This window comes from Chakrabartyella piscis (assembly GCA_030067835.1).
GTDB lineage: Bacteria > Bacillota > Clostridia > Lachnospirales > Anaerotignaceae > Chakrabartyella > Chakrabartyella piscis.
Genome location: CP092441.1, coordinates 181,086 through 206,615 on the forward strand (window position 1 = coordinate 181,086; position 25,530 = coordinate 206,615).

The window sequence follows — 25,530 nt, forward strand, 5'->3', positions numbered from 1 at the left end:
GTTGAGGTGGAGAAGATGAGTAAATTTAAAGTATATGTAAGTGATTACGATTATAAAGATTTGTCTATTGAAAAAAGTGTGTTGGAACCCATTGGCGCAGAAGTCATTGGACTACAATGCAAGACAGGTGAACATTTGGCAGAATTGGCACATGATGCAGATGCGATTATCCAACAATATGCCAAAATCTATAGACCGACCATTGAAAAATTGAACAATTGTAAAATCATTGCTCGATATGGTATTGGTGTGGATATTTTGGATGTGGATGCTTGTTATGACAATGGGATGGTGGCAACCAATGTACCTGATTATTGTTTGGATGAAGTGGCAGACCATGCAATTTCCCTTTCCTTTATGTTGATGAAGAGCATTCCTTTTTATGATAAAAAAATCAGATCTGGTAGCTATAGATGGGAAGATTGGCAAGCACCCATTCCTAGATATAGAGGAGCTGTTTATGGTTTGGTTAGCTTTGGCAGAATTGCCCAAAACTTGGCAAAGAAATTGATTGCTTTTGGCTTTGAAGTCATTGCATACGATCCATATGTATCTGAAAGTTTCATGAACTCTTGTGGCGTGCGTAAAGTAGAAAAAGAAACCATTTTCAAAACTGCTGATATCATCAATGTTATGTCACCTTATATGCAAGAAACGCATCACATCATCAATGCAGAAGTATTGGATTTGATGAAGGAATCTGCATATTTGGTGTGTGTTTCCAGAGGGAAATGTGTGGACAACCAAGCACTTTATGAAGCTTTGAAAGCAGGCAAATTGGCTGGTGCAGCTTTGGATGATCCAGAAGAAGAACCTATGAAAATTGAAAACTGGACACCTGAACAAAATCCACTCTTTACACTGGACAACTGTATCTTTACACCACATTCTGCTTATGTCAGCAAACAAGCATTGGATGAATGTAGACACGTTGCAGCAGAAAATGTAAAGGCGGTACTTTTGGGTGAAAGACCAATGAATTTGGTGAAACCAAGACCAAAGGCATAAATATCAACAGAAAATGAGAATGAATTGAACAATAGGAGGATTCCATTATGAAGAAAATCATTAACCCTAGACCAGAAATTGATGAAACCCTAATCAAACCATATAGAGATATGGAGGATGTGCTGTCTTTGTCTTGTATCATTACAGATGCAATGGAAAGAGAAGGTGTTATGCGTCCAGATATGAAACCAAGAGCAGCAGATAAAAAAATCATTGGACCTGCAATCACAGTGAAATTGACTGCTGGAGATATTGTAGATTGTTTGGATGTTTTCGATGTGGCAAAACCAGGTGATGTCATTGTAATTGATGCCTTTGGAGAAGAAAATACTTCCATTTGGGGTGGTTTGATGTCTGGTTTGGCAAGAAACGAAGGCATTGTAGGGGCTGTTATTGATGGTAGCTGTAGAGATACCGATGAATCTAAAATGTTGGGATTCCCCATCACTTCAAAAGTGGTTTGTCCAAGAGCAGCACATACAGCAACTTCTGGTAGAAAAGACCCCATTGAAATCAATGTGCCAATTGTGTGTGGTGGCATTGTAGTCAATCCTGGAGATTTGGTTGTAGCAGATGAGATTGGCGTTTCTGTTGTTCCATATGCAGATTTGGCAAAAGTATACCCAATTGCAAGGGAACAAGCAGACAAAGAAATTGCATCCAGAGAAGAAATTTTAAAGGGTGCAAAGGTGGATGATCTATTGCGTAAATTTGGAAGGATTTGATGAAATATGAACTATTATGTTGCCATTGATAGTGGTACAACAAACACAAGGGTTAGACTTTTGAATGATACAGGTGTTGTTTTGGACACATATAAGTCGGCAGTTGGCGTAAAAGATACAGCTATTGATGGCAACAATAAAAGGTTACAACAGGCTGTGCGTATGGGTATTGAAGAGATCCTTGCAAATAATGCAATCATGAAGAGTGACATCAAACAGATTTTTGCTTCGGGTATGATTACTTCAGATATGGGTTTATACGAATTGGATCATTTGGTTGCACCAGTTGGATTGAAAGATTTGAAAAATGGGGTTAAGCAAGTGATGCTAGAAGATGTAATAGATATTCCCATTTCCTTTATACCAGGAATCAAAAATAAAGTGGATGACATTTCCTTGGATACCGTGGAAGAAATAGATATCATGCGTGGTGAAGAAGTGGAAGCGATTGCAGTTTTGTCACAATTGCCAAGAAACCAAGCATATGTTTTGATTCTTCCTGGTTCCCATACCAAGCTTGTAAAAGTAGATGAAAATGGAAAGATTACAGGATGTGCCACCACAATGGCAGGAGAACTTTTGTCTTGTATTACGAAGAATACCATCATTTCCAGTGCAGTCAATCAGAATTTTGTGGATTTTGTAGATTATGACCGAGAATTGGTTTTGTTGGGCTATGAAACAGCAAAGAAAGTGGGCTTATCCAGATCTATTTTTTCAGCTAGAATCATCAATCGTTTTATTGATGAAAGTGCAATGAAATCTGCAAACTATATCTTGGGGGCTGTTTTGCAAAGTGATATTGTTGCAATCCAAAACAGTTGTGCTTTGCAGATAGATCAGAAAACGGTTGTGGTTGTTTCTGGCAAAGAACCTTTGAAATCTGCATTTATGGATATTTTGCAATATGAAGGTTGCTTTGATCAGGTGCAACAGTTGGAATTTGTAGAAGAAGAACATTTGTCGGCTATTGGTGCATTTCTAATTATGGAAGGTGAATAGGATGCTATTTCAAGATACAATTGATATTACATTTGGCGATTTATTGGACGATTTGGAAATACCACCTTTGTCTTCAGTGAAAAGAGAATTTCCAACAGAGAAAATTGAAGATATTGAACAAGTGGTTTGGGATCAAATGGAAAGTAACTTTAGTGGATATGATTTCAAAGAAAAATCCATTTGTATCACTGCTGGAAGTAGAGGAATTACAGGCATTACAACCATCATCAAGACAGTTGGTGCATATATTCGCAGCAAAGGTGGCAATCCTTTTGTGGTTCCATCTATGGGAAGTCATGCTGGCGCAAAGGCAGAAACACAAAAAGAAATGGTGGAACAATTGGGCATGGGTGAAGCATCTACAGGGATTCCAGTGAAGTCTTCCATGGAAACTGTGGTTGTTGGAAAGCTATATGAAACAATGAATGTATATTGCGATCGAATTGCATTCCAAAGCGATGGAATTGTAGTGGTCAATAAAATCAAACCACATGCAGATTTCAAAGGTGATGTGGAAAGTGGCTTATGTAAAATGATGTGCATAGGCTTAGGCAAACACAAAGGAGCAATGACCTTTCATAAACAAGGATTTTCACAGTTCAAACATATTATAGAAGATGGTGCAAAGGTATTTTTAGAGAATGTACCTATATTATGTGGTGTGGGTATTGTAGAAAATTCATATGACAAACCTTGTATCATTGAAGTGGTCAAACCAGAACATTTAATTAGTAGAGAAAAAGAGTTGCTGAAAATTGCAAAGAAAAATGTGGCAACCATTGGAATTGATGCAATTGATGTGTTGATCATAGATGAAATCGGTAAAAACATCAGCGGTGAAGGTATGGACCCAAATGTAACAGGAAGACCAGGATCTTTTTTGAAGGAAGGCTTTACAAACATTGACATTGACCAAGTTGTGATTTTGGATTTGACTGAGGTCAGCCATGGAAATGGTGCTGGCTTAGGTATGGCAGATATTACGACAATTGCCTGTGTCAAAAAAATTGATTTGGGACTGATGTACACAAACTCTATCACAGCAGGGATTTTAGCACCTTCACGTTTGCCGATTATTTTAAATACAGAAGAAGAAGCCATTAAAGTTGCAATGAAAATTTGTGCCAATCAAAATAAACAAAATTTACGCATAGTGCGTATCAAAAATACATTGGAATTAGACGAAATTTTTGTATCACCTGCAATAATGTGTGGAGTTTATGGAAAATCATGATATACTTTAATAAAAACAAAGTATATAGGAGGGGATAAAATGCCATACAATAACAATGCGAAAGAAGTGGCTTTTGATTTTATTTTGGACAAGATTAAAGCTGGTGAGTGGCAACAAGGCGAAAAGATTTGGACAGAAGACGTTTTGGTGCAAAACATTGGAGTCAGCCGAATTGCACTGAGAAATGCAGTTGAAAGGCTTTCTGGAATGGGTGTGTTGCGTAAGGTACAAGGATCAGGTACCTTTGTAGAAAGGGTCAGCGATATTCCACTGGGTATGTCGATTTTATCTTTGACAGAAGATGAAGTTATGCAAATTTTAGAGTTTCGTAAAGCACTGGAACCTGCAACAGTTGAGTTGTTTATATACAACTATACAGAGGAGCATATGGCACTTTTGGAACAGTCCTATGCAGATATGAAAGCGAATGTTGGAGATGTAGAACAGTTCTATAAAGCGGATTTTGCATTCCATAGAACATTGGCAAAGGGAAGTAATAATTTTTTTGTAGAAAAAGTAAACGATTTACTTGTGGATATTTTGGAAAATCATCAAAAGAGCTTATATAACACAATAGGGCCAGATGTTGGTATCGCATACCACGGTTTGCTATTGAAATACATACGTGAAAAAGATGTGGAAGTGGCTTCTTTGTTTATGAAAAGACATATCGAAGCAGCAATAGGTGATTTTGAAAAGAATAGAGGGAGGAATAAAGATGAAGTTGGAGGAGTTATTGCAACATAAGGTTGTTGCTATTGTCAGAGGGGTTTCCTCAAAATATATTTTGGATACAGTACAAGCGCTGAAAGATGGTGGTATCCATGCTGTAGAAATTACATTTGACCAAAAGAGTAGAGAAAAATATGAAGATACATTGGTCAGCTTAAAGATAATCAAAAGTCACTTTGGTGACTCCATTGGTTTGGGTGTTGGAACAGTTATGACAGCTGAAACCGTAAAAGAAGCATGTGATTGTGGTGCAGAATATATCATTTCGCCAAATGTTTCTGAATCTGTGATACGTGAAACAAAGAAATTGGGTCTGCTTTCCATTCCAGGTGCATTGACACCTACAGAAGCAGCTCTTGCATATGAATATGGTGCTGATGTTGTGAAGTTGTTCCCGGCAGGAAACTTGGGCAAAGGATATATCAAAGCCCTTATGGGACCACTCAACCACATTCCATTTATGGCTGTTGGTGGCGTAAATTCAGAAAATGTAAAAGAGTTTATGGATATTGGCGTTGTGGGTGTAGGCATTGGTGGTAATTTGGTGAATGTTTCTGCCATTGAAAATGGCGAATTTGATAAAATTACAGCAGCAGCAAAAGAATATATGGATGCAATTGCTGCAATGTAATGAATCATTAGGAGGAATTTGATATGAGAAAAGTGGTAACTTTTGGGGAAATCATGTTGCGTTTGAACCCAGATGGCTATGGTAAATTTGTACAAGCAGATCATTTTGCAACTTCCTACGCTGGTGGTGAAGCCAATGTGGCTTTGTCCCTTGCAAACTATGGCATGGATGCACATTATGTGACTGTTTTGCCAAAACATGAAATTGGCCAAATGACTGTCAATGGCTTAAGAAAATTTGGTGTGAATACATCTGATATCATTCGTGATGGCGATAGAATTGGTGTTTTGTACTTGGAAAAAGGAGCTTCTCAACGTCCAAGTAAAGTCATTTACGATCGAAAATACAGTGCAATTGCATTGTATGATCCAGCAAAATATGACTGGAAAAAGATTTTTGCAGGTGCAGAATGGTTCCATTTCACAGGAATTACACCAGCATTGTCAGCAGAAGCAGCACAAGCAACATTGGATGCAGCCAAAACAGCACACGAAATGGGTATCACTGTTTCCTGTGACTTGAACTATAGAAGTAACCTTTGGAGCAGAGAAGCAGCTGGCGAAACTATGGCAAAATTGATGCCATATGTGGATGTTTGTATCTCCAATGAAGAGGATGCTTCTGATGTATTTGGTATCAAATCTGAAGGTACAGATGTTACAACAGGCAAATTGTCCCATGAAGGTTATAAAGAAGTGGCACAAAAATTGGTGGACAGATTTGGGTTCAAAAAAGTGGCAATCACTTTGCGTGGTTCCATTTCTGCAAGTGTCAATGAATGGGCTGGCATGCTTTATTCTGATGGGGAATGCTATTTCTCCAAAAACTATACCATCCAAATTGTAGATAGAGTTGGTGGTGGCGATAGCTTTGGCGGTGGCTTGGTGTATGCGCTTATGAGCGATAAAACACCACAACAACAAATCGAATTTGCAGTGGCAGCATCTTGCTTGAAACAAACCATCGAAGGCGATTTCAACTTGGTGACCATCCCAGAAGTGGAAAAATTGGCTGGTGGAGATGCCAGTGGTCGTGTACAAAGATAAAAATAGTTGATACATTTTCTGAATATACCCTACCCTAAAAGAACGCTTGGACTTTGTGTCTAGGCGTTTTTTGCATGGTATAAAATTGGTATGGAACAGTTAGATTTCAATTGCATTGTATTTGTAGTTTCTGCTTTGATGCAAGGAGATGTTTATTCCTCAATTGGGAAATAAATTTTTGTAATGTATGTACCAACGTTTTTGAAATCCATTGGCGATAGTATATATTCTTCGGAAACATAGCCATTGATTTTGTAGCCATGTGCATCAATCCATTGCAGTGCACTTGCGTGTACGTTCATAAAATTGGAATAGAACTTATAGTCACCACAATATAAGAAGGTAACGGCTTTGTGAGCTGGTACAGTGCTAATATGCTTGTAGGTAGACTTGTGACTTGGATCAATGGGCAGAGCTACCTCTAAGAGGCATTTGGATTCAAAGAATTGTCCCATAGCTTGTTTGGTGTGATAGGTTAAAGTGATAGAACCAGCTGCTTTCAGCTGTTCTTTTTTTGCAAGCTCAATGACTTCTAGCCAACGACCAACAGAAAATTTGGAATTGGAATAGGCAGGAACTTCTTTGACAATGGAAAGCATAGTTTGTTCAGGAACCTCTTCTACTTGGATGTTATACATGCCTGTTACCAAATGGTCTTCAGGTTGGTCAACGGGGGGTGTTTCATCAAGAGAATGGAGCAATGCAATTTTATCCAACATAGTGATGCCATCAGCAGCGATCATTTGTAAAGAGAGAATCTTATTTTCCAAATCTTTGATTTTTTGCGTGATGGAGGTTTTGTATGTATGCAAATCTTCTTCTTGGAACAAAGAAACGATATCTTTCAGACTAAATTCCAAAGATTGTAGCTTTTTAACAATAACTATAGCAAAAATATCTTCTTGGGTATAGTAACGATATCCGGTTTCTGCATTTTTATAAGATGGTACAACAAGACCGATGCGATCATAATAACGCAAGGTTTTGGGGTTGATGTGACACATTTTGGCAACTTGTCCAATGGGGAAATGATCCTTGATTTGCATATAAATGGCTCCTTTCTGCATTTAATTATTCAATAGTATACCAGAAGAAAAGTATGTTTGTAAACATAAACAATAGGAATTTTATGGGAATTTAATGGATTTTAGCATAAAGCATATTTGCATAATATGAATTGATTTTTATGGAGAGTTGCAAAATGCAGAGAAATATTTTTTTTACAAAAGAAATAAACAGTACCATAGGTGGAAGGTTTGAAATTGTCAAAAAACGAGTGTTTTCTGATACGAAAAAGCACCTATTTTGATGGAAAAAGTAAAAACAAACAAAAAATCAGAATTTTGCAACATTCTACATTGGAGGATATTTTATTGCAGTTGATGTAAAGAGTTGTAAATCAAAAAGAAAAAAGTTATAAAAAAATCAAATGGGATATATTGACATTCCAATTGTGAGAACTCCTATAATAAAGGTAAATAAAGACAAATGTCCATCTGTTATGACCCCCATTGCGAGGTGGAACCATTTTCTTTATCAAACCAAATGATGATAGGTAACGATGAAGGAGGAATGGAAATGATTGGCAAAAAAATAGTTCACAGAGTGATGATGCATGGACCAGATGGTCATTACGCTTCCACATTGATTAGTGGTGCAAAAATGTTGCACATGTTTGACGATTTATCTGTTGAGTTGATGCGTCGTGCTGAAGGCGATCCTGGTATGCTTTTGGGTTATGACAAAATTCGTTTCAATGTTCCTGTTCACGTAAGTGATTTTGTGGAATATCATGCATGGATTGAAAAGAAAAACAATACTTCTTATGTTGTACAATTTGAAGCATACAAAATTTTGACAACACCTGATGATTTCAAAGACAAACGTAAATTCTTGGATGCATTTGCAACAGAAGAACCAAATCTTTTGGGTTTGCCTGATTCTGCTATGTTGGTGTTAAATCCACCTGTGCTCATTGGCTCTGCTACTGGTATTGTAGTGGTTGCAGCAGACAAACAAAAAGGTCCACAAGACCCAGCGTTCGCAGTAGAAACGGTTGAAGAATAAGGAGGTAGTCAGATGAATGGAGCAAAAGCAATACATAAAACAGTAATGCACGGACCTGCAGGCGATGCGGCTACTGGTTTGATTTATGCAGGTAAAATGATGGAATTTTTCGGTGATTTGGGCACAGAAGTTTGTGTTAGAACCGATGGAGATGGAAGTTTGTTCCTTGGATACGATGAAGTACGTTTCACAGCACCTGTATACATTGGTGATTTGATGGAATATCACGCTTGGTTGGAGAAAAAAGGAAATACATCTTATAAAGTAAAATTTGAAGCATACAAAATTATGACAGCAACAGAAATTTTGCCAGAACCTGAACTTTGTGGATATGCAACTGGTATTTTGATTATCCCTAAAGATTGTCAAAGAGGTCCTCAAGATCCAGCGTTTGCAGTATAAATCACATCAAAAAGTATAGATATTGACGTAAGTACCCTCGCATGCAATCAATCTTGCGTGTGGTAGGCGTAGGATAGATGGGAGGATATGCAAATGAGTAAAAAAGCTTTGGAAGGTGTACGTGTTTTGGATTTGACACAAGCATATAGTGGTCCATTTTGTACCATGCACTTGGCAGACAATGGTGCTGAAGTCATCAAAATAGAACGTCCAGGCATTGGAGATCAAAGTAGACAATGGGGTCCATTCAAAAAGGATTGTAGTGCTTATTATGCGTATATCAATCGTAACAAAAAGGGGATTTCTTTGGATATCAACACACCAGAAGGTGCAGAAATTTTCAAAAAAATGGTCAAAGAAGCAGATGTAGTTTGTGAAAACTTCAAAGTTGGTACAATGGAAAAAATGGGGCTTGGCTATGAAGAATTGAAAAAAGTCAATCCACAATTGATTTATGCTTCCATTTCTGGATTTGGACGTACAAGTTCCTATGCAAAACGTCCTTGTTATGACATTGTTGCAGCAGGTTTCAGTGGTATCATGAGTTTCACAGGTATGCCAGATGGTCCACAACTCAAACCAGGTCCATCCATTGCAGATAACTACTCTGGTACGTATTTGAGTCTTGGTATTACAATGGCGTTATACCAAAAAGCGATGACAGGTGAAGGTCAGCGTTTGGATGTTTCTATGGTGGATACCATGTTCTCTGTTTTGGAATCTGCTGTTGTAATGTATACTGTTGATGGTACCATTGCAACAAAAGCGGGCAACCGAGATGTTGGTTTGACACCATTTGATTCCTTCAAAGCAAAAGATGGGGAATATGTTATGGCTTGTGGTTCCAACAAAATGTTTGCAGGTCTTTGCAAATTGATGGGTAGAGAAGATGTTTTGGAGGATCCTCGTTATGCAAGCAATCGAGTACGTTGTGAGCATCCTGATGAAGTCAAAGCCATTATCGAAGAATGGTCCATGCAAAGAACTGTGGCAGAAGTGGAAGCACTTTTGGTGGAAGCTGGAATGCCATGTGGTCCTATTCTCAATATGCAACAAGTGGTGGAACATCCGGTCATTGCAGAAAGAAATATGCTTTGGGAAGTTTATCAGCCAGCAATGGAACAAAGTATCAAAATTCCTGGGTGTCCAATCAAAATGGATGGTCAAGTGGATGCACCCACAAAATGTGCTCCTGAAATTGGAGAAGATAACTTGGATGTATATTCCACTATGTTGGGATTGAAAGAAGAAGATTTGAAAGCACTGGAAGAAAAAGGTGTTATCTAATTTTACAGTGTGTGACATAAAAGGATAATATAGTTGCATCAATGGGGATGGGAGGTTTAAAAGAAGTGTGTTTTATTCCACACCATCCTTTTTTATTGATGATGAATGGAAAGAAAGGGGTATCCTATGGAAGAGAAGAAAAGTAGTGGTTTGTTTGCAAGATCTATGATGTATGCAGGGGCTGTTGTTGCATATATGGTTGGTTCTGGGTTTGCTTCAGGTCAAGAATGTTTGCAATATTATTCTTGTTTCGGTCTTTGGCCAATGATTTCTGCTTTGGTAGTGGCAACATTATTGTATGTATGGTTTTCCACTGTCTTGATGGAAGATGGTAGAAAGTTAAAATTGACAGATACCAATAAAATCTTCAGATATTACTGTGGTAAAAAATTGGGTACTGTATTTGAAATATTTACGGCATTTTTCTTATACGCTATGCTTGCAGTTATGATTTCTGGTGCTGGTTCTATCTTGTCTGAATATTACGGTATCCATCAACAAGTTGGTCGTGTTGGTATGGCTGTAATTGTTGCGGTGACAGTATTGATGGGCTTGGATAAGATTTTAACGGTTATTTCCAAAATTGGACCAATCATCATTATCTTTGCAATTGTAGTTGGGGTTGCAGGGGTTGTTTTGAATCCTGATGGTTTGGCGAATTCTGCTGAAGTATTGGATAGCATTGAAATCCAATATTATGCAACACCTCATTGGTTGGTATCTGCAATCAATGCACCATCCCTTGGTATGATGATGTTGGTACCATTCTTTGCTGGATTGGGTCCAAAAGCTGCAAACAGAAAAGAAGCTCTTTGGGGTGGTTTTGCTGGCGCTATGGCGTTCAACATTTGTGTGGCTTTGGTTGCATTTGGTGTTCTTGCAAACATTGGTGAAGTATATGACAAAGCAGCTCCAACACTCACCATCACAAACATGATTTCTCCAGCAATTGGTTCTTTCTTCTCTATCGTTTTGGTTATTGGTATCTATTCCACCTCCATTCCTTTGCTTTGGGTGGCAGCCAATAAAATCGTTCCAGATGAAAAGGATAAGAGATTCAAACCTTTGGTATTGATTTTGACTGTAATCGCTTTCTTGGTTGGTCAACTTCCATTTGCTGCTTTGATGAACATTTTGTATCCAGCTGCTGGTTATGTTGCTTGGATCGTTATGATTGGTATGCTCATCAAACAAATCAAAACAAGAAAAATTATAAAGGAAACTGGAGATGAAAATGCATTGGCTCCTATTCCTGATGATTTATTCAACTAATCCCAATATAAATGTCCCAATTAAAGATAAAAGGGCTTGATATGATAGCGTAGGGGTCGATGCCTACATCGACCCGTTTATAGCACGACCTCGTTGCGGGCGGATGTGGGCATCCGCCCCTACCTAAGATGATATATATTAGGTCTCGTTATCTTGAGTTGGGAGATATAAATTAAGCAAAGAGAGCATGGGTTCCATGCTCTTTTTGTGTGTCTGGATAAGGGGTAGATGCAAGAGTTATTTAATAGGTAGAAACAGGTAACAGAAATAAAAAAATAGAGTGGAAATGAATCCACCCTATTGCAATTACATCATTTTATTTTTCATATACCACTTCGCCATCCATAATGGTGGTCAAAATAGAAGCTTCTCTAATTTCTTGGAAACTCATATGGAACAAATCGCCATCAATAACAACGATATCAGCCAATTTGCCAACTTCCAATGTACCCAATTCATCTTCACGACTGACAGAGAAAGCAGGGCCATATGTGTAGTTTTTCAAGAGTTCAGCCATTGTCAATTTTTGATCTGGACCCCAACCACCTTCTGGTTGCAAGTCATCATGCAAACGGCAGAAACCACGGTGGATTTCCAAGAATGGGTTGTTGTCAACAACTGGACAATCGCTACCCAAAGCCATGATGCCAGCACCTTCCAAAAGACTCTTGAGAGGGAATGCCATATCAATTCTATCAGGACCCATAACAATACGATAAGGGTCTTCATCCCAAACTGGAGTGATACCCATATGTTCAGGTTGCATGGAAGGAATGACTCCCAATTTGCCAAAACGAGCAAAATCATCAGCCAAAACAGCTTCACAATGTTCAATTGCATGACGTGCTTTGGTATCGCCAAATTTATCAATTGCATTTTCATACCAATCCAAAACAAGATGCACTGCTTGGTCTCCAACAGCATGGATTTTGATGGACAAGCCACGTTTGTGACCTTCTTCTACAGCGGATTCAAATAAGGACAATTCACTTAAGGAGAATCCTTTTTCGCCAGGAGCATCGCTATAATCTTCTGTCATAAGAGCGGTGTGTGTTGGCATAACACCATCCACAAATTGTTTCAAAAGATTGTAACGAATTTTTTCAGTGTGGTATTTTTTGCTCATTTCTGCTGCCAAATCCAAATCGCCAAACAAGTCAGAAGCACCATGGACACGCATATGCAACTCTTTGTCTTGTTCCATTTCTTCCAAAATTTCCATGGAGCCTAAGTCACAACCAAAGTATGGTTTTACGTCAATGATGGAAGTGATACCCAAAGGTAATGTTGCAGCTTCGAAGTTTTTCATAAAGGTTTTTTCTTGTTCTTTGGTGAATTGGAAGGCATATGGTGTTACAAGAGAAATTGCACTTTCGTCCAAGAACCCAGTTGGCTCACCATTTTCATAACGTTCAATGACGCCACTGAAAGGATTTTCTGTATCTTTTGTAATGCCACAAATTTCAAGTGCTTTTGTGTTGACCCAAGCGCTATGTGCTTCGGAACTGAGCAAAACAACAGGTGTATCAGGGAAGTATTTGTCCAAGGATTCTCTTGTTGGCAAACATCTATTGTCCCATTTGAAATGATACCAGTTGAACCCAATCAACCAACCATCCACAGGGTTTGCTTGCGCATAGTCATAGCAGAATTTTGCACAATCTTCTTCAGATTTCAAATGCCCCAAATCCACAAATGTTTTGAACATACCAGCCAAAACCAGATGTACGTGACTATCAAAGAATGCAGGCATAATCAACTTATCTTCATAGGACATCACTTTTGTGGTTTCATCCATATAGTTTTGTTTTTCTTCTGGATTGGAAGAAACAGCCAAAATTTTATTGTCTTTGACTGCCACAAAGCCAGCAAAAGGAACATCTTGTACACTATCAAATATCAAATTACTTTCTAAAATCAAATCCGCTTTCATAAATGGAATACCTCCCTATTTGGATACGATTGTACAATATACAAAAGAATAATTTAGAATATATATGTATTTTACTACGCTACAAACCCTAAAATCAAGTATGCAAGAGTACCCAAAACGAATGGAATCATAATGAGTGGAATAGAAGTTTTTGCATAATCGATATTTTTCAAACCAGTTGCAGCACAAGTTACGGTTACAGCATCACTATAGAAGCAAGCGTGGCTACCGAAGGATGTACCCGCAGCTACAGTACCAATTGCGATCAAAGGATTGACACCCATTGCAACTGCAAGTGGAAGAATAATTGGGAAACAAATTGCTGCAACACCCCAGAAGCTACCTGTACAGAATGCAAGAGCAGCAACAACGAGGAATACGATTACAGGGAAAAGAGCAGGGCTCAAAATTGGTGTAACGCTTTCGATTACATAAGGTGTAAGACCCAAAGCATCGTTGAAATCGCTCAATACAAAAGCAAGCAAAACCAACATAGTTACATAAAGCATATCTTTGAATCCTTCCACAATTTCATCACATGCTTTGCCTATGGTGATACGTTTTTGTGCAAGTAACATCACGATGAGAAGAACGATTGCGATGATAACAGAGAATGTAATATCTTCTGTTACAATTGCAAGAACAACAAGAATCAACATAGGAAGAATGAAATTGATTGCATGTGCTTTTTGTTTGCCAGCAAGTTCGGTAACGCCATCTCCTTCATAATATGCTTCAGGGAACACTTTGCCAGAAGCGAGTACACGTTCTTCTGCCAACTTCATAGGCCCAAATAATGGAATGATACCACAACAAAGAAGGGGAACAACGATAACAGCGATCCATGCATAAAGCATATACGGAATGGAACTTACATATGCTTGGAATCCAGTCATATCCAAGATACCAACGGAATCGATTTGGGAAGCATACAAAACACCCCAAGAAGACCAAGGAACCAAAACACAAACAGCAGCACCTGTGGAGTTTGTGATGAACGCCAACATTTCTCTTGAGATTTTCCATTTGTCTGTCAAAGATTTCATGGCAACACCAACGCCAAGAGCATTCAAATAATCTTCAACGAAGATGATGATACCCAAAACCCAAGTGAAAAGCATAGTTTTTTTTCTGCTATTTGCAAACTTTGCACCAATATCTGCAAAGCCCATGGCAGCACCAGAGGAGTCTAACAGTCGAATCAGAGCACCAAATGTACCAAACATCAAAATGTAATAAGCAGAATCGCCTATTTCCACCAAAACATATTCAAACCATGTTGCCCAAAAGCCGCCACCAGCAATTAAAATTGCACCCACTAAGGTACCTATAATCAAAGATTCTGCTGCTCGCTTCGTGATAATTGCACAAATAATAACAACCGCTACGGGTAATAAACTAATCAAACCATATGTTGCTTCCATAAAACAAATCCCCCTTTGCTCTAAGTAGTTCTGATGATAGTTATGAAATAAAGACTGCTATTTTGAATGCCATCTATCCATCCTCCTCGTTGATGAATACTGAAAAAACAGTGCAATTGTGTGAATTCCGATTATACAAAAACAAGTGATGAGATTGGTGTCTGGTACACGTGAATGGGTGGATGTACAGTCGGAATTGAAAAATAAAAGGGGCTAAAAAGTACATCAATCTTATTTGATTTACTCTTATAGCCCCTTTGCTTATCAATAGAATAACAGCTTTGCCATATAATTACAATTCACCCAAAATACCATTTTTCTACTTCTTTTGTATACCAAAACGAAATATAAGGAAGAAAATGGAATAAAAGTTTCGTGTGAATAGAAAAAGTGGCGTATGTACTGTATTATATTCTTGACGTAAAAAAATGAATATGTTAAATTATAGAGAAGTGAATAAAATGTAGATGAATTCTGTAGGAAAAAGGAGGGGTATTGTGAACGCACTGGAAAACAATCATATTCTGATATTGAATAATATCATTTATAAAGTACACACAGACTTGAATTTTTTGACCATGAGAAAAGAGTTTTTGGAAGCTGTAAAAAGCCTCATGGATTTTGATAGTGCAGAGTTTCACTTATCCAAAGGAAAACGTGGTTTGGCGTTGGCTTCACGAGTGGGGTACAATTGCGACTTGGATTTTTCACAAAAATATGAAATGTTGGATTATAGCGGTGGTATTTTGGACACAGGTCGTTGTATGGTGTATCGTGAAAGTGACATTGTTTCTGAAGAAAAACGTGTGGAAACACAATATTATAAAAAGGTATATGCAGCCAATGGTTGGCACCATGCATTGCAATTGATTTTGGCATATAATGGTCAATTTTTGGGCGTTATCACCTTCTATAGAAATGTTGGCAAACCTGATTTTCAATACAAAGACATCTTTTTGATTGAGATATTGAAAGAACATTTGGCATATCGTTTGCATATGGAGAAAGAAAAGCAAAAACACGTCAGCAATAAAATATCCATTGCAGCAGCAGCAGAACAGTACGATTTGACCAAAAGAGAAACCGCAATTTTGACTTTGATTATGAAGGGTATGAGCAATGAAGCCATTTGTGCAGAAAGTGTCATCACAAACAATACCCTAAAGAAGCATATTTTGAATATCTATCGCAAGTTGGATATCAACAATAGGGTACAACTCTTTAAGATGATTAAGGAAAATGCATAGGTGATATATGAAATATGGGTGGAGAAATTGTACACCGAAGGAGTAGATTCTTACACAAAAGAAGTAGAAAAATGGTATTTGTGGTGAATTGTAATTGTATTTTGACAATGATATACTAAATATAAGCAATGGGGCTAGGGAAAGTGAATCAGCAATACTGATGTACTTCATCTGGTCCCTTTTCTATTTAAGATTGGTGTCTTGGTATTCTATTGGAGAGCGAACGAACAATGGGGGTCGTTAAAGCAGTTAAAATAGGTCATTTCTGGGTGGAAATGATTGGAATATGTAGAGAAAAATCAAACAAATAGGAGGAAATGAGTATGAAAAAATTTGAAAACACAAGTAAAGAGTTGGAAAGAGTATTGGGATATATCCATGCAGATGCATTGCCAGAAGGCGACAAAGAAATGATGACACAAGAAACCATTCATCACTTCAATAACTATGTAAGCCCAGGTTGGTTGCAATATCGTAAATCCGTTTCCACAAACTCCGCTATGTTGGAATGGGAAGATCATGACAGTGTTGTAGTGAGTGCAACAGGTGAAGAATTTATTGATTGTTTGGGTGGTTTTGGTATTTATACATGTGGACATAGAAATGACTATATTGTGGATACTGTAAAAGCACAATTGAGTCACCAAGCGCTTCACTCCCAAGAATTGTTGGATCCACTTCGTGGCTATTTGGCAAAAGCAGTTTCTGACATCACACCTGGTGATTTGCAATATTGTTTCTTCACAAATGGTGGTGCAGAAGCAAATGAAATGGCTTTGAAATTGGCTAGAATTGCAACTGGTGGTCGTTGGTTCATCTCCACTGTTAATGCGTTCCATGGTAAATCTATGGGTGCTGTTTCCATGGGTGGTAAAAATACATATCGTACACCTTATACACCAATGGTACAACAAGTACAACATGTGGAATATGGTAATGCAGCAGATGCAAGAAAAGCAGTGAAAAACTTGGTTGCTGTTGGGGAATCTGTAGCAGGGATCATTGTGGAACCTATCCAAGGTGAAGCAGGTATCATCATTCCACCAGCTGGCTATTTGAAAGAACTTCGTGCAATTTGTGATGAATACAAAATTGCTTTGATCTTTGATGAAATCCAAACAGGTATGGGTAGAACTGGTGCAATGTGGAGATGTGAAACAGAAGACGTTGTGCCTGATATCTTGACATATGGTAAAGCATTTGGTGGCGGTGTTATGCCAATCACAGGTTTGATTTGTAGACCACATATCTGGACAGATGAATTGGTTGACAATCCTTGGTTGTTGGGTTCTCCAACATTCGGTGGTAACCCTGTTTGTTGTTCTGCAGCTTTGGCAACCATCAAATATATGATTGACAACGATATTCCTGGCGAATGTGCTAGAAAAGGGGAATTGTTCAAAGTGGGTCTTGCAAAATTGCAAGAAAAATATCCTGATTTGATTGATGATATGCGTGGTGTTGGCTTGATGTTGGCTGTTGAATTCAGAACTTCTGAAATCGGATACGAAGTTGCAAAAGGTATGTTTGCTCGTAGAATCATCACAGCAGGTACTTTGGTTAATGCAAAATGTGTTCGTTTTGAACCAGCATCTGTTATCACAGAAGAACAAATCGCAACAGTACTCCAAAGCATGGACGAAGCTTTGGCAGATACAAGAGCAGCTTTGTAATCATTGAATACAATGTAATTCAAGTGCAAAGGTAAATGGAAAGGGAGCCTAAGCACTAGGTTCCCTTTTGTTATACGTATAGAGGGTTTGTAAAATAAAGGAGAAAACACATGACAATTCAAGAAAAAATGAAAAAAGCAAGACTTGCTGTAGAAGCAATCAGTGGATATACCCAAGAACAAGTGGATCAATTGGTATACGAAGGTGCAAAAATCATTTATGAAAATGCTGTACCTTTGGCAAGACTTGCAGTTGATGAAACTGGTCTTGGTAAATTTGAAGATAAAATTTGTAAAAACACAGACACACCAACTGTTTTTTATGAATATTTGAAGGATAAAAAATCTGTGGGTATTATTCGAGAAGTGCCAGAAGAAGGTTTGATTGAAGTGGCACATCCTGTTGGTGTTATTGGGGCAATCACACCTGCAACCAATCCTACAGTAACACCTCTTGGTAACTTTATGCATGCTGTCAAAGGGAAAAATGCAATCATCATTTCCCCAGCACCAAGATCTGAAAAAACAACAAAAGACACAGTTGCATTGATTCGTCAAGCTTTGGAATCTGTTGGTGCACCTGCTGATTTAATCCAAGTGGTAGACGAAGTGAGCATCCAAGCATCCAGAGAATTGATGGAATCTTGTGATTTGGTTTTGGCAACTGGCGGTCCTGGACTTACAAAAGCAGCTTATGCAAGTGGTACACCTGCTTATGGCGTTGGTCCTGGTAACCCACCTGTCATCTTGGATCGTGGATTTAATGTTGTGGAAGCAGCAAAACAAACAGTTGTTGCAGTGGGTAGCGACAATGGTATCCTTTGTGATGGTGATAATCTATTGCTTTATCCAGCAGATGCAGACCAAGAATTGTGTGATGCACTTCGTGCAGAAGGTGTAATTGTATACGAAGATGCTGCTGATGTGGCAAAATTCAGAGAAGTTTTATTCCACGATGGTCATATCAATTCTGACTTGGTTGGTAAAGATGCAGCAGTGATTGCAAAAGCAGCTGGTTTCGACATTGCAGATGATACATATGTAATTGCACTCAAAATTGATGCAATCGGCAAAGAAGAAGTGATGACAAAAGAAATTATGGGACCTATCGTAGTGCTCAAAAGCTATGAAACCTTTGAAGAAGCAGTGGATATGGCAGTCAACAACATGAAAGAATCTGGTGGCATTGGTCATACAGCTGGTATTTTTACACATAATCAAGAACACATTCGTTATGCTGGTGAAAAAATTCCAGTTGCACGTTTGCTTGTCAACCAACCAACACCTGATGCTTGGGGACCAGCTACAAACTGCTTGACACCAGCAGTTTCTGAAGGTTGTGGCACATGGGGCAATAATATTTTGTCTGCAAATGTGGATTACATTCATTTGGTGAATGTATCCAAAATTGCAATGCCTTTGGATGTAGAAATTGCAGACGCAGCAAAGGTGTTTGGTAAATAAGATAGGTTTCCCGTAGATTAACGGTGTAACAAACTCAATAAGTGAGACTTAATAGCGTAGTAGGAAAATCTACTGCGCTATTTTTGTGCAGATTGCTATTTCAGCCTATGGTGAACAGGACTGCAACAGACAAGTTTTTACTTTTGGGGGACAGTTTCAAGTTTTGTGTAAACTGAAAAATTAGATGTATGATGTGTGAATAGTTATATGAGTGTAGAACCGATTTTAGGCTCTGCATTTGATTTATATTATAGTGCTACTTTGGACAATGTCAATATAATAAAACGATCAATATCCAGCTTCGTGCAAACGTTCTTCAAAATAAATTTCAAGTTGAGGATGGATTTGACCCCAATCCTTCTATTTGGTGACAACCGTATGTACTGTGGATTTGCTGATACTGAACTTTTTCGTTGTCGGTCATATGTCAACGGGCGTCCACACAGGGACGCCATACATGGCACGCTTGGAATGCCGATGTGGTTCAATCTGAACAACCCTGCATATTTGCTTGTAATCAGTACATGCAGAAGTTTGAGAAGGTATGTCAAATCAAACCAGCTTTTTTTGCCACCAAAAAACAGCCATAAGAAGAAAGATTTTGCATAGTTTCTGGTTTCGCTTTGTAGGTTCTATTGGCGAATTTCTCTTTGTTTTTCAGCAAAGCATATAGTCCATCACCCAAGCCACCAGAGCCACAAACAATCAAATTGCAAGTATCAATATCCAAAAAACTGGAGTTGTTTTCTACACATTTGAAGTCATCTTCCAAGACAGCACCGAGGATATAGCACTCTCTTTGTTCTACAGTACAGGTGGAGAATTGCTCTAAGGTACGCACACAAAAAGAAGCACGAGTCAGACCCATTTTGGCACAAGTATCTGCGCCAGAAAGCAAATATTCGATGTCCACATTGCGGGCATAATCGTAATTTAGAGCTTTGGAAATGATGGTGGAGCTGGTATATTGCATCAAAGTTTCACCAGCCATTGTGGTCAAACAACCTTGGATGGTACCAGTTTCATCCACATACACAAACTTGGTATGGGAACCTGTCAAAATCAAAATGGCAGGTTTTTCTATGTTTTCCAAGTCCAAAACACCAAATGCTTCCACTTCTTCACCACGCATCATATCAATAAAAGGAAGGTTATCTAATTGAAAAGGTGACACGCCATTTGCGGCATTTTTAACACCTGGAATGAAGTGAATTGGGTGTAAATTTGAGATTTCTGGAATGATTTTTGGAACAATTCCATCTGCCAAATCCTTCATAGAAACGGGTGATACCAGATGTGGAATTTCTGCTGCTCCAAGGTTGGAGGAAATCATTCCACTGGCAAGAATTATGTCAATTTCTGTTTCCAAAATACCAACATCTTTCAATGCTTCTTGGTATGCTTCATGGATTGCGGACAATAATTTTTGGTTGGAACCATCTATGGAAGTGATGCGAACACCCACATCTTTTTTGATTGTGGTATAGACTTTTTTGTCATCACGAATGCAAACTCTGGTGTTGGTGGTGCCTGTGTCGATACATGCAATGTACATAAAAATACCTCCAAAATCACATAAAAAACCTGTTGTTGACGTGGAAAAGTCTACTGTATAAATTTTCAAACGTCAAGAGGGAAAATAGAAAAACCACTTCAAACACCCAGGAATGCACAAATGTTTGTGAGATATGCACAAGAAAAGTTTGAAAAAAATGGGAAATATTACGTATTGCCAAAATATGTGATGTCAGTTATCATATAACTAACGAGCGGAGGGAGACGGATTTATGACAAGAGTGGATGAGTCGGTAGAGGCTATTAAAAAAATGATTTTGAACAAACAATATGACCAATATGGTTTTCTCCCAAGTGAAGGCGAGTTGAGTGAAACTTTGAATGTTTCCAGAGCGACAGTGAGAGAAGCGGTTAGAACTTTGGAAGTGCGAGGGTTTGTCAATCGCATGCATGGAAAAGGGATCAAGGTTTGTGAAGGTGGCGTGGCAGAAGTCATGACCAGAACCATGAGAGATATGTTTGACCAAGATGGCATTACATTGGACGAGGTTTTGGAAGTGAGATGGATCATCGAATCCAAGGCAATTGAATTGGTGACCAATGTTGTGACAGATGCCGAATTGGCTGAATTGTTATCTTACATCGAAGCAATGGAAGGATGTACCGAAATTGGAGCAGATTATCAGGAAAATGATTTTTGTTTCCACAAAAAGATTGTACATTGTTCCAAAAACAAAATGTTGATTTCCATTGTCAACGCATATTCTGATTGGCTGAAAGAATTGATTTTGGCATCCATCCCAGAAGATGAAAACTTGGAAAGCACATATCATTATCACAGACATATTTACGAAGCGTTGGTGCAACGAGATGCCAAGCTTGCAAAAAAATACATGGAAGAGCATCATACAGCAACCAATAAGAACAAAAGAGAGTTGCTGGCAAAAAAGAAAGATTGAATGCAAAGAAGAATGATAAAAATCTCTAAACAATGAAAAAATAGGAGATTTTAATTTTTCATATAGGATATCTGATATCTAATAAATGATGAGTGTTGGAAATAGATGGAAATATCAGGAGGGATTAAAGATGAAAGAGTATCAACAATTTATTGGTGGTGCATTGGTGGATGGCGAAGGTTCTATTCTCAATGTGGTCAATCCAGCAACGGGAGCAGTTTTGGCAGAAGTGAAAACAGCAACTGTGGAACAAACAAACGCAGCTTTGGAATCTGCAAACGAAGCGTTCAAAACATGGTCGAAAACAAGCCTTGCAGAAAGAGAAGGCTATATCAGAAAAATGATTGCAGCACTCAAAGAAAACAAAGAAGCAATCAAAGAATGTTTGATTTTGGAAACAGGAAAAGCGGAAGGTATTGCAGATTACGATTTTGAAATGCTTCCTAATTGTTTGGATTATTTCATCGAAGAAGCAAAAAGATTGCATGGAGAAATGATTGCAGATTACGAAGACAATCATGTGAACTTAATCTTTAGAAAACCACTTGGTGTCATTGCTTGCCATTTGGCTTGGAATTTCCCATTGCTCAATGTTGGCTATAAATTGGGGCCAATTCTTGCAAGTGGTTGTACTTGTGTCATCAAACCTTCTTCTGATACACCTCTTGCAACAATGATGGTGGCAGAAGTCATTGCAAAATGTGGTTTGCCAGAAGGTGTTGTGAATGTCATTGCAGGTTCTGGTGCAATTGTATCCACAGCCATGAATGAAAGCACAATTCCAAGTATGATTACCTTGATTGGTTCCACAGAAACAGGCAAAAAAATCATCAAACAAAGTGCAACTTCCGTCAAGCAATATTCTTTGGAATTGGGTGGTAGTGCACCCGTTGTGGTTATGAAAGATGCAGATGTATACAACGCTGGTCAATGTACAGCTGATGGCAAATTTGGCAACACTGGTCAAGTTTGTGTGGCACCCAACAGAATTTTTGTTCATGAAGATGTGATGGATACATTCCTTAACAGTGTCAAAGAATTTGCTGACAAAGTGGTTTTGGGAACAGGTTCTGATGCTGGTGATTTCATCATGGGGCCTATGGTCAATGAAAAAGCACTTGCTAACATGGCTTCTTTGGTGGAAGATGCTGTTGCGAAAGGTGCAAAGGTTTTGGTTGGTGGCAAAGTGGCAGATAAAGAAGGATTCTTCTTTGAACCAACTGTTTTGACTGGTGTGACAAAGGAAATGAGAGTCTACAAAGAAGAAATCTTTGGACCCATTATGCCAGTGCTTTCCTTTACAGATGCAGATGATGTGGTTGCTCTTGCAAATGATACAGAATTTGGTTTGGCAGCATATGCGTACACTTCCAGTTTGGAAAGTGCAATGAAATTGTCCAAAGAAATCGATGCTGGTAGCGTTTGCATCAACGAACCATTCTACGCATTCCAATTGCCACATGGTGGTTGCAAACAAAGTGGTATCGGCAAAGATTGTTCCAGATTGAGCTTGGAAGAATACTCTACAGTACAAAGGGTATCCATTAAATATTAATTGAAATGACAATAGTTTGGAGATGACGTAATGAAAATCAAAGAGGTGAAAACCTACATAGTATCACAAAAATTAGGCGAACAAAGCTTTTGCTATTCCCAAGCGTGGTACAACACCAGAACATTGATGCTTTTGGAAATTATTACAGAAGATGGTGTGTATGGCTTTGGAGAAGCTTTTGGCAATGCATTTGTCAACAAAGCAATCATCGACAATGTATATGCACCAAAACTCATTGGTCAACACATTTTCGATTCTGAAAAGATTTGGGATGAATTGTACAACACCTTGCGTGACAATGGACAAAAAGGTTCTTGTATCCAAGCAATCAGTGCTGTGGACAACGCTTTGTGGGATTTGAAAGGGAAATACACACACCTGCCAGTGTACCAATTGTTGGGTGGTGCTAGAAGAGATAAAATTCTTCCATATGCAACTGGTTTCTACCATACAAAGACAGACAACCAAGAAGCATTGTTGGTGGAAGAAGCACATAAATATTTGACTGCTGGTTTCAAAGCCATGAAAATGAAAATTGGATTTGGCATTGAAAACGATATCCAAATGGTCAAAACCGTTAGAGAAGCCATTGGACCAGATATCAAATTGATGGTGGATGCAAACCATGCCTACACAGCAATGGCAGCAATCAAAATTGCGCAAGCAATCGAAAAATACGATATCACTTGGTTTGAAGAACCAGTCATTCCAGAAGATATTGGTGGATACAAAGAAGTGAAAGCGGCAACTTCCATTCCAATTGCAGGTGGTGAAGCAGAATTTACACGTTATGGATTCAAGCGCTTCATTGATGAAAGATGTGTGGATATTTTGCAACCAGATTGTAGCATCATGGGTGGTTTGAGTGAAGCACAAAAAATCTTTAGTATGGCAAAAATTGCAAACACACAATGCTATCCTCATGTTTGGGGCAGTGCAATCGCATTGCAAACAGGAATGCATGCAGCATTTGCAATGCCAGACTTCCCAGAAAGTTTGAACCCAGGAGAAGTGTTATTTGAATATGATAGAACACCTAACATTTTTAGGGATGAAATGAATTTGCTCTATCAAGTGACTTTGAAAGATGGATACATAGAAAAACCTGAGTTTGAAGGACTTGGATTTGAACCAGACCGAGATTTGATTGCAAAACACTTGGTCAAATGATGAGGAATATTTTAGGCTAAAACAGCCTTTGATAGACGATGATGAGAAGATTATAAGGGAATTACAAGGAGGGTAACAAAATGAAAAAAATGTTTAAAAGAGCGTTGGCAGGTATTACAGTATTATCCATGTTGGCAGCAACAGGTTGTGCAAGCACATCCACAGCAAGCACAGACACAGCTACAGCAGATGCAGCTGAATCCAAAGGTGCAATTGGTTTTATCAACCATGACTTGAACGATCCTTTCCAACAATATATGTTGTTGGGTGGTCAAGAAACAGCAGCAAAATTGGGTTATGAATTCTTCAGTGGTTCCGCAGAAAACGATCCATTGCAAGAACAAGATTTGATCAAAACATTTGCAAGTCGTGGCGTTTCTTTGTTGGTTTTGGGCTCCACAACAAAAGAATCTGGCGAAGCTGCAATTGAATTGGCTCATGAATATGGCATGAAAGTTGTAACAATGGACTCCATCCAAGATGATTCCCTTGCAGATAGCCAAGTTGGTGGTGACGACGTTGCTGCTGGTTATATTGCTGGTATCGAATTGGCTGAAGCTATGGGTGGCGAAGGTGAAGTTGCAATTTGTAAATACCCAAGTGAAATTCCTCCATCTGAAGACCGTGTAGAAGGTTTCTACTTGGCATTTGAAGAATACCCAGGTATCACAGTTATCGCAGAAGATGGTCCTGATGCTGACCAAATCTCTGCGCAAACATGGGCAACAGACATTATGCAAGCTCATCCAGATGTAAAAGGTTTCATCTCCATTATGGATGCTCATGGTATTGGTATTGTTCGTGGTGTTGAAAATGTTGGCAAAGAAGATTCCGTTGCAGTTGTAACAGTAGTAGAATCCCAAGACTCCTACAAAGAATTGCAAGTAGAAGGCACACCTCTCAAAGCAGTTGTGGCTATGCACTCCTACAACTATGGTTCTCTTTCTGTAAACTTGCTTGATGAAATGAACTGTAATAGACCAGCTCCTTCTATCTTGAAAACAACTGGTGTTGCAGTTACAGTAGACAACGTAGAGGAATACATGGACTTGATCATTGCACAAACAGAAGCATCTAAATAAAAACCAATAGAACTACAATAGAACTGGAACAGTTTCAAATCGAGGCATAAATGGAAGTTTGTGCCTCGATTACAATATAAAATTGAAAGATGAGGAATCAATT

22 protein-coding genes are annotated in these 25,530 nt (G+C 38.5%); 18 read left to right on the top strand and 4 right to left on the bottom strand.

The window, feature by feature from the left end; all coding sequences use genetic code 11:
- Positions 1 to 15: 15 nt before the first annotated feature.
- From MJY40_RS00935 to MJY40_RS00965, 7 genes are read left to right on the top strand one after another with little or no spacing between them, the layout of a single operon-like run.
- The gene (locus MJY40_RS00935) at positions 16 to 1,008 is read left to right on the top strand and encodes a C-terminal binding protein (protein ID WP_317855216.1); all 993 of its coding nucleotides are present in this window, start codon (positions 16 to 18) and stop codon (positions 1,006 to 1,008) included.
- 47 nt (positions 1,009 to 1,055) lie between these two features.
- On the top strand, positions 1,056 to 1,733 hold the full coding sequence (locus tag MJY40_RS00940; RefSeq protein ID WP_317855217.1) for an RraA family protein: 678 nt from the start codon (positions 1,056 to 1,058) through the stop codon (positions 1,731 to 1,733).
- Positions 1,734 to 1,739: 6 nt separating this feature from the next.
- The gene (locus MJY40_RS00945) at positions 1,740 to 2,735 is read left to right on the top strand and encodes a 2-dehydro-3-deoxygalactonokinase (RefSeq protein WP_317855218.1); all 996 of its coding nucleotides are present in this window, start codon (positions 1,740 to 1,742) and stop codon (positions 2,733 to 2,735) included.
- Position 2,736: 1 nt separating this feature from the next.
- Entirely contained in the window at positions 2,737 to 3,969 is a 1,233-nt protein-coding gene (locus MJY40_RS00950; RefSeq protein ID WP_317855219.1) for a nickel pincer cofactor-dependent isomerase, group 22, read from the top strand.
- Between the two features lie 39 nt (positions 3,970 to 4,008).
- Positions 4,009 to 4,716, top strand: a complete 708-nt coding sequence (locus MJY40_RS00955) for a FadR/GntR family transcriptional regulator (RefSeq protein WP_317855220.1) — start codon at positions 4,009 to 4,011, stop codon at positions 4,714 to 4,716.
- Positions 4,688 to 5,332 (top strand): bifunctional 4-hydroxy-2-oxoglutarate aldolase/2-dehydro-3-deoxy-phosphogluconate aldolase, encoded by a 645-nt coding sequence (locus tag MJY40_RS00960; protein WP_317855221.1) that lies wholly within the window; start codon positions 4,688 to 4,690, stop codon positions 5,330 to 5,332. Before MJY40_RS00955 ends, MJY40_RS00960 begins: the two co-directional genes overlap by 29 nt.
- Before the next feature lie 23 nt (positions 5,333 to 5,355).
- Positions 5,356 to 6,378 carry a sugar kinase gene (locus MJY40_RS00965; RefSeq protein ID WP_317855222.1) on the top strand — a complete coding sequence of 341 codons (1,023 nt, stop codon included), beginning with the start codon at positions 5,356 to 5,358 and terminating at the stop codon, positions 6,376 to 6,378.
- A 152-nt stretch (positions 6,379 to 6,530) separates the two neighbouring features.
- On the opposite strand, the gene MJY40_RS00970 is transcribed toward MJY40_RS00965, so the two are convergent.
- Complete coding sequence (locus MJY40_RS00970) at positions 6,531 to 7,424, bottom strand: MerR family transcriptional regulator (protein ID WP_317855223.1); 894 nt, start codon at positions 7,422 to 7,424, stop codon at positions 6,531 to 6,533.
- A gap of 532 nt (positions 7,425 to 7,956) precedes the next feature.
- Between MJY40_RS00970 and MJY40_RS00975 the strand changes: the two genes are divergently transcribed.
- From MJY40_RS00975 to MJY40_RS00990, 4 genes are all read left to right on the top strand, one after another.
- The gene (locus MJY40_RS00975) at positions 7,957 to 8,445 is read left to right on the top strand and encodes a hotdog fold domain-containing protein (RefSeq protein WP_317855224.1); all 489 of its coding nucleotides are present in this window, start codon (positions 7,957 to 7,959) and stop codon (positions 8,443 to 8,445) included.
- 12 nt (positions 8,446 to 8,457) lie between these two features.
- On the top strand, positions 8,458 to 8,847 hold the full coding sequence (locus tag MJY40_RS00980; protein ID WP_317855225.1) for a hotdog fold domain-containing protein: 390 nt from the start codon (positions 8,458 to 8,460) through the stop codon (positions 8,845 to 8,847).
- A 93-nt stretch (positions 8,848 to 8,940) separates the two neighbouring features.
- Entirely contained in the window at positions 8,941 to 10,134 is a 1,194-nt protein-coding gene (locus tag MJY40_RS00985; protein ID WP_317855226.1) for a CaiB/BaiF CoA transferase family protein, read from the top strand.
- 126 nt (positions 10,135 to 10,260) lie between these two features.
- On the top strand, positions 10,261 to 11,406 hold the full coding sequence (locus MJY40_RS00990; RefSeq protein ID WP_317855227.1) for a YkvI family membrane protein: 1,146 nt from the start codon (positions 10,261 to 10,263) through the stop codon (positions 11,404 to 11,406).
- Positions 11,407 to 11,722: 316 nt separating this feature from the next.
- Here MJY40_RS00990 and MJY40_RS00995 read toward each other — a convergent pair whose 3' ends face one another.
- Entirely contained in the window at positions 11,723 to 13,339 is a 1,617-nt protein-coding gene (locus MJY40_RS00995; protein ID WP_317855228.1) for an amidohydrolase, read from the bottom strand.
- 74 nt (positions 13,340 to 13,413) lie between these two features.
- Positions 13,414 to 14,763: a Na+/H+ antiporter NhaC family protein gene (locus MJY40_RS01000; RefSeq protein ID WP_317855229.1), complete on the bottom strand. Its 1,350-nt coding sequence runs from the start codon at positions 14,761 to 14,763 to the stop codon at positions 13,414 to 13,416.
- Between the two features lie 497 nt (positions 14,764 to 15,260).
- Between MJY40_RS01000 and MJY40_RS01005 the strand changes: the two genes are divergently transcribed.
- From MJY40_RS01005 to MJY40_RS01015, 3 genes are all read left to right on the top strand, one after another.
- Positions 15,261 to 16,010 carry a response regulator transcription factor gene (locus MJY40_RS01005; protein WP_317855230.1) on the top strand — a complete coding sequence of 250 codons (750 nt, stop codon included), beginning with the start codon at positions 15,261 to 15,263 and terminating at the stop codon, positions 16,008 to 16,010.
- A gap of 323 nt (positions 16,011 to 16,333) precedes the next feature.
- Positions 16,334 to 17,683: a putrescine aminotransferase gene (locus tag MJY40_RS01010; RefSeq protein WP_317855231.1), complete on the top strand. Its 1,350-nt coding sequence runs from the start codon at positions 16,334 to 16,336 to the stop codon at positions 17,681 to 17,683.
- A gap of 110 nt (positions 17,684 to 17,793) precedes the next feature.
- The gene (locus MJY40_RS01015; protein WP_317855232.1) at positions 17,794 to 19,146 is read left to right on the top strand and encodes an aldehyde dehydrogenase family protein; all 1,353 of its coding nucleotides are present in this window, start codon (positions 17,794 to 17,796) and stop codon (positions 19,144 to 19,146) included.
- Between the two features lie 547 nt (positions 19,147 to 19,693).
- Here MJY40_RS01015 and MJY40_RS01020 read toward each other — a convergent pair.
- Positions 19,694 to 20,701: a 2-dehydro-3-deoxygalactonokinase gene (locus tag MJY40_RS01020; RefSeq protein WP_317855233.1), complete on the bottom strand. Its 1,008-nt coding sequence runs from the start codon at positions 20,699 to 20,701 to the stop codon at positions 19,694 to 19,696.
- A gap of 232 nt (positions 20,702 to 20,933) precedes the next feature.
- Between MJY40_RS01020 and MJY40_RS01025 the strand changes: the two genes are divergently transcribed.
- The 4 genes from MJY40_RS01025 to MJY40_RS01040 all read left to right on the top strand — a co-directional run bounded on the left by MJY40_RS01025 (position 20,934) and on the right by MJY40_RS01040 (position 25,427).
- Positions 20,934 to 21,620: a FadR/GntR family transcriptional regulator gene (locus MJY40_RS01025; protein WP_317855234.1), complete on the top strand. Its 687-nt coding sequence runs from the start codon at positions 20,934 to 20,936 to the stop codon at positions 21,618 to 21,620.
- Between the two features lie 130 nt (positions 21,621 to 21,750).
- Positions 21,751 to 23,175, top strand: coding sequence for an NAD-dependent succinate-semialdehyde dehydrogenase (locus MJY40_RS01030; protein WP_317855235.1), 1,425 nt, complete (start codon positions 21,751 to 21,753; stop codon positions 23,173 to 23,175).
- Positions 23,176 to 23,205: 30 nt separating this feature from the next.
- The gene (locus tag MJY40_RS01035; RefSeq protein WP_317855236.1) at positions 23,206 to 24,345 is read left to right on the top strand and encodes a mandelate racemase/muconate lactonizing enzyme family protein; all 1,140 of its coding nucleotides are present in this window, start codon (positions 23,206 to 23,208) and stop codon (positions 24,343 to 24,345) included.
- Between the two features lie 80 nt (positions 24,346 to 24,425).
- Complete coding sequence (locus MJY40_RS01040; protein ID WP_317855237.1) at positions 24,426 to 25,427, top strand: sugar ABC transporter substrate-binding protein; 1,002 nt, start codon at positions 24,426 to 24,428, stop codon at positions 25,425 to 25,427.
- Positions 25,428 to 25,530: the final 103 nt, after the last annotated feature.

What these genes read in the sequence shown, in the direction of transcription:
- MJY40_RS00935 (WP_317855216.1), top strand. Translation starts at nt 16, where the DNA reads ATGAGTAAATTTAAAGTATATGTAAGTGATTACGATTATAAAGATTTG.
- MJY40_RS01040 (WP_317855237.1), top strand. Translation starts at nt 24,426, where the DNA reads ATGAAAAAAATGTTTAAAAGAGCGTTGGCAGGTATTACAGTATTATCC.
- MJY40_RS00945 (WP_317855218.1), top strand. Translation starts at nt 1,740, where the DNA reads ATGAACTATTATGTTGCCATTGATAGTGGTACAACAAACACAAGGGTT.
- MJY40_RS00985 (WP_317855226.1), top strand. Translation starts at nt 8,941, where the DNA reads ATGAGTAAAAAAGCTTTGGAAGGTGTACGTGTTTTGGATTTGACACAA.
- MJY40_RS00980 (WP_317855225.1), top strand. Translation starts at nt 8,458, where the DNA reads ATGAATGGAGCAAAAGCAATACATAAAACAGTAATGCACGGACCTGCA.
- MJY40_RS01020 (WP_317855233.1), bottom strand. Translation starts at nt 20,701, where the DNA reads ATGTACATTGCATGTATCGACACAGGCACCACCAACACCAGAGTTTGC.
- MJY40_RS00995 (WP_317855228.1), bottom strand. Translation starts at nt 13,339, where the DNA reads ATGAAAGCGGATTTGATTTTAGAAAGTAATTTGATATTTGATAGTGTA.
- MJY40_RS00940 (WP_317855217.1), top strand. Translation starts at nt 1,056, where the DNA reads ATGAAGAAAATCATTAACCCTAGACCAGAAATTGATGAAACCCTAATC.
- MJY40_RS00960 (WP_317855221.1), top strand. Translation starts at nt 4,688, where the DNA reads ATGAAGTTGGAGGAGTTATTGCAACATAAGGTTGTTGCTATTGTCAGA.
- MJY40_RS00950 (WP_317855219.1), top strand. Translation starts at nt 2,737, where the DNA reads ATGCTATTTCAAGATACAATTGATATTACATTTGGCGATTTATTGGAC.
- MJY40_RS00970 (WP_317855223.1), bottom strand. Translation starts at nt 7,424, where the DNA reads ATGCAAATCAAGGATCATTTCCCCATTGGACAAGTTGCCAAAATGTGT.
- MJY40_RS01025 (WP_317855234.1), top strand. Translation starts at nt 20,934, where the DNA reads ATGACAAGAGTGGATGAGTCGGTAGAGGCTATTAAAAAAATGATTTTG.
- MJY40_RS00965 (WP_317855222.1), top strand. Translation starts at nt 5,356, where the DNA reads ATGAGAAAAGTGGTAACTTTTGGGGAAATCATGTTGCGTTTGAACCCA.
- MJY40_RS01030 (WP_317855235.1), top strand. Translation starts at nt 21,751, where the DNA reads ATGAAAGAGTATCAACAATTTATTGGTGGTGCATTGGTGGATGGCGAA.
- MJY40_RS01010 (WP_317855231.1), top strand. Translation starts at nt 16,334, where the DNA reads ATGAAAAAATTTGAAAACACAAGTAAAGAGTTGGAAAGAGTATTGGGA.
- MJY40_RS00955 (WP_317855220.1), top strand. Translation starts at nt 4,009, where the DNA reads ATGCCATACAATAACAATGCGAAAGAAGTGGCTTTTGATTTTATTTTG.
- MJY40_RS01000 (WP_317855229.1), bottom strand. Translation starts at nt 14,763, where the DNA reads ATGGAAGCAACATATGGTTTGATTAGTTTATTACCCGTAGCGGTTGTT.
- MJY40_RS00990 (WP_317855227.1), top strand. Translation starts at nt 10,261, where the DNA reads ATGGAAGAGAAGAAAAGTAGTGGTTTGTTTGCAAGATCTATGATGTAT.
- MJY40_RS01035 (WP_317855236.1), top strand. Translation starts at nt 23,206, where the DNA reads ATGAAAATCAAAGAGGTGAAAACCTACATAGTATCACAAAAATTAGGC.
- MJY40_RS01015 (WP_317855232.1), top strand. Translation starts at nt 17,794, where the DNA reads ATGACAATTCAAGAAAAAATGAAAAAAGCAAGACTTGCTGTAGAAGCA.
- MJY40_RS00975 (WP_317855224.1), top strand. Translation starts at nt 7,957, where the DNA reads ATGATTGGCAAAAAAATAGTTCACAGAGTGATGATGCATGGACCAGAT.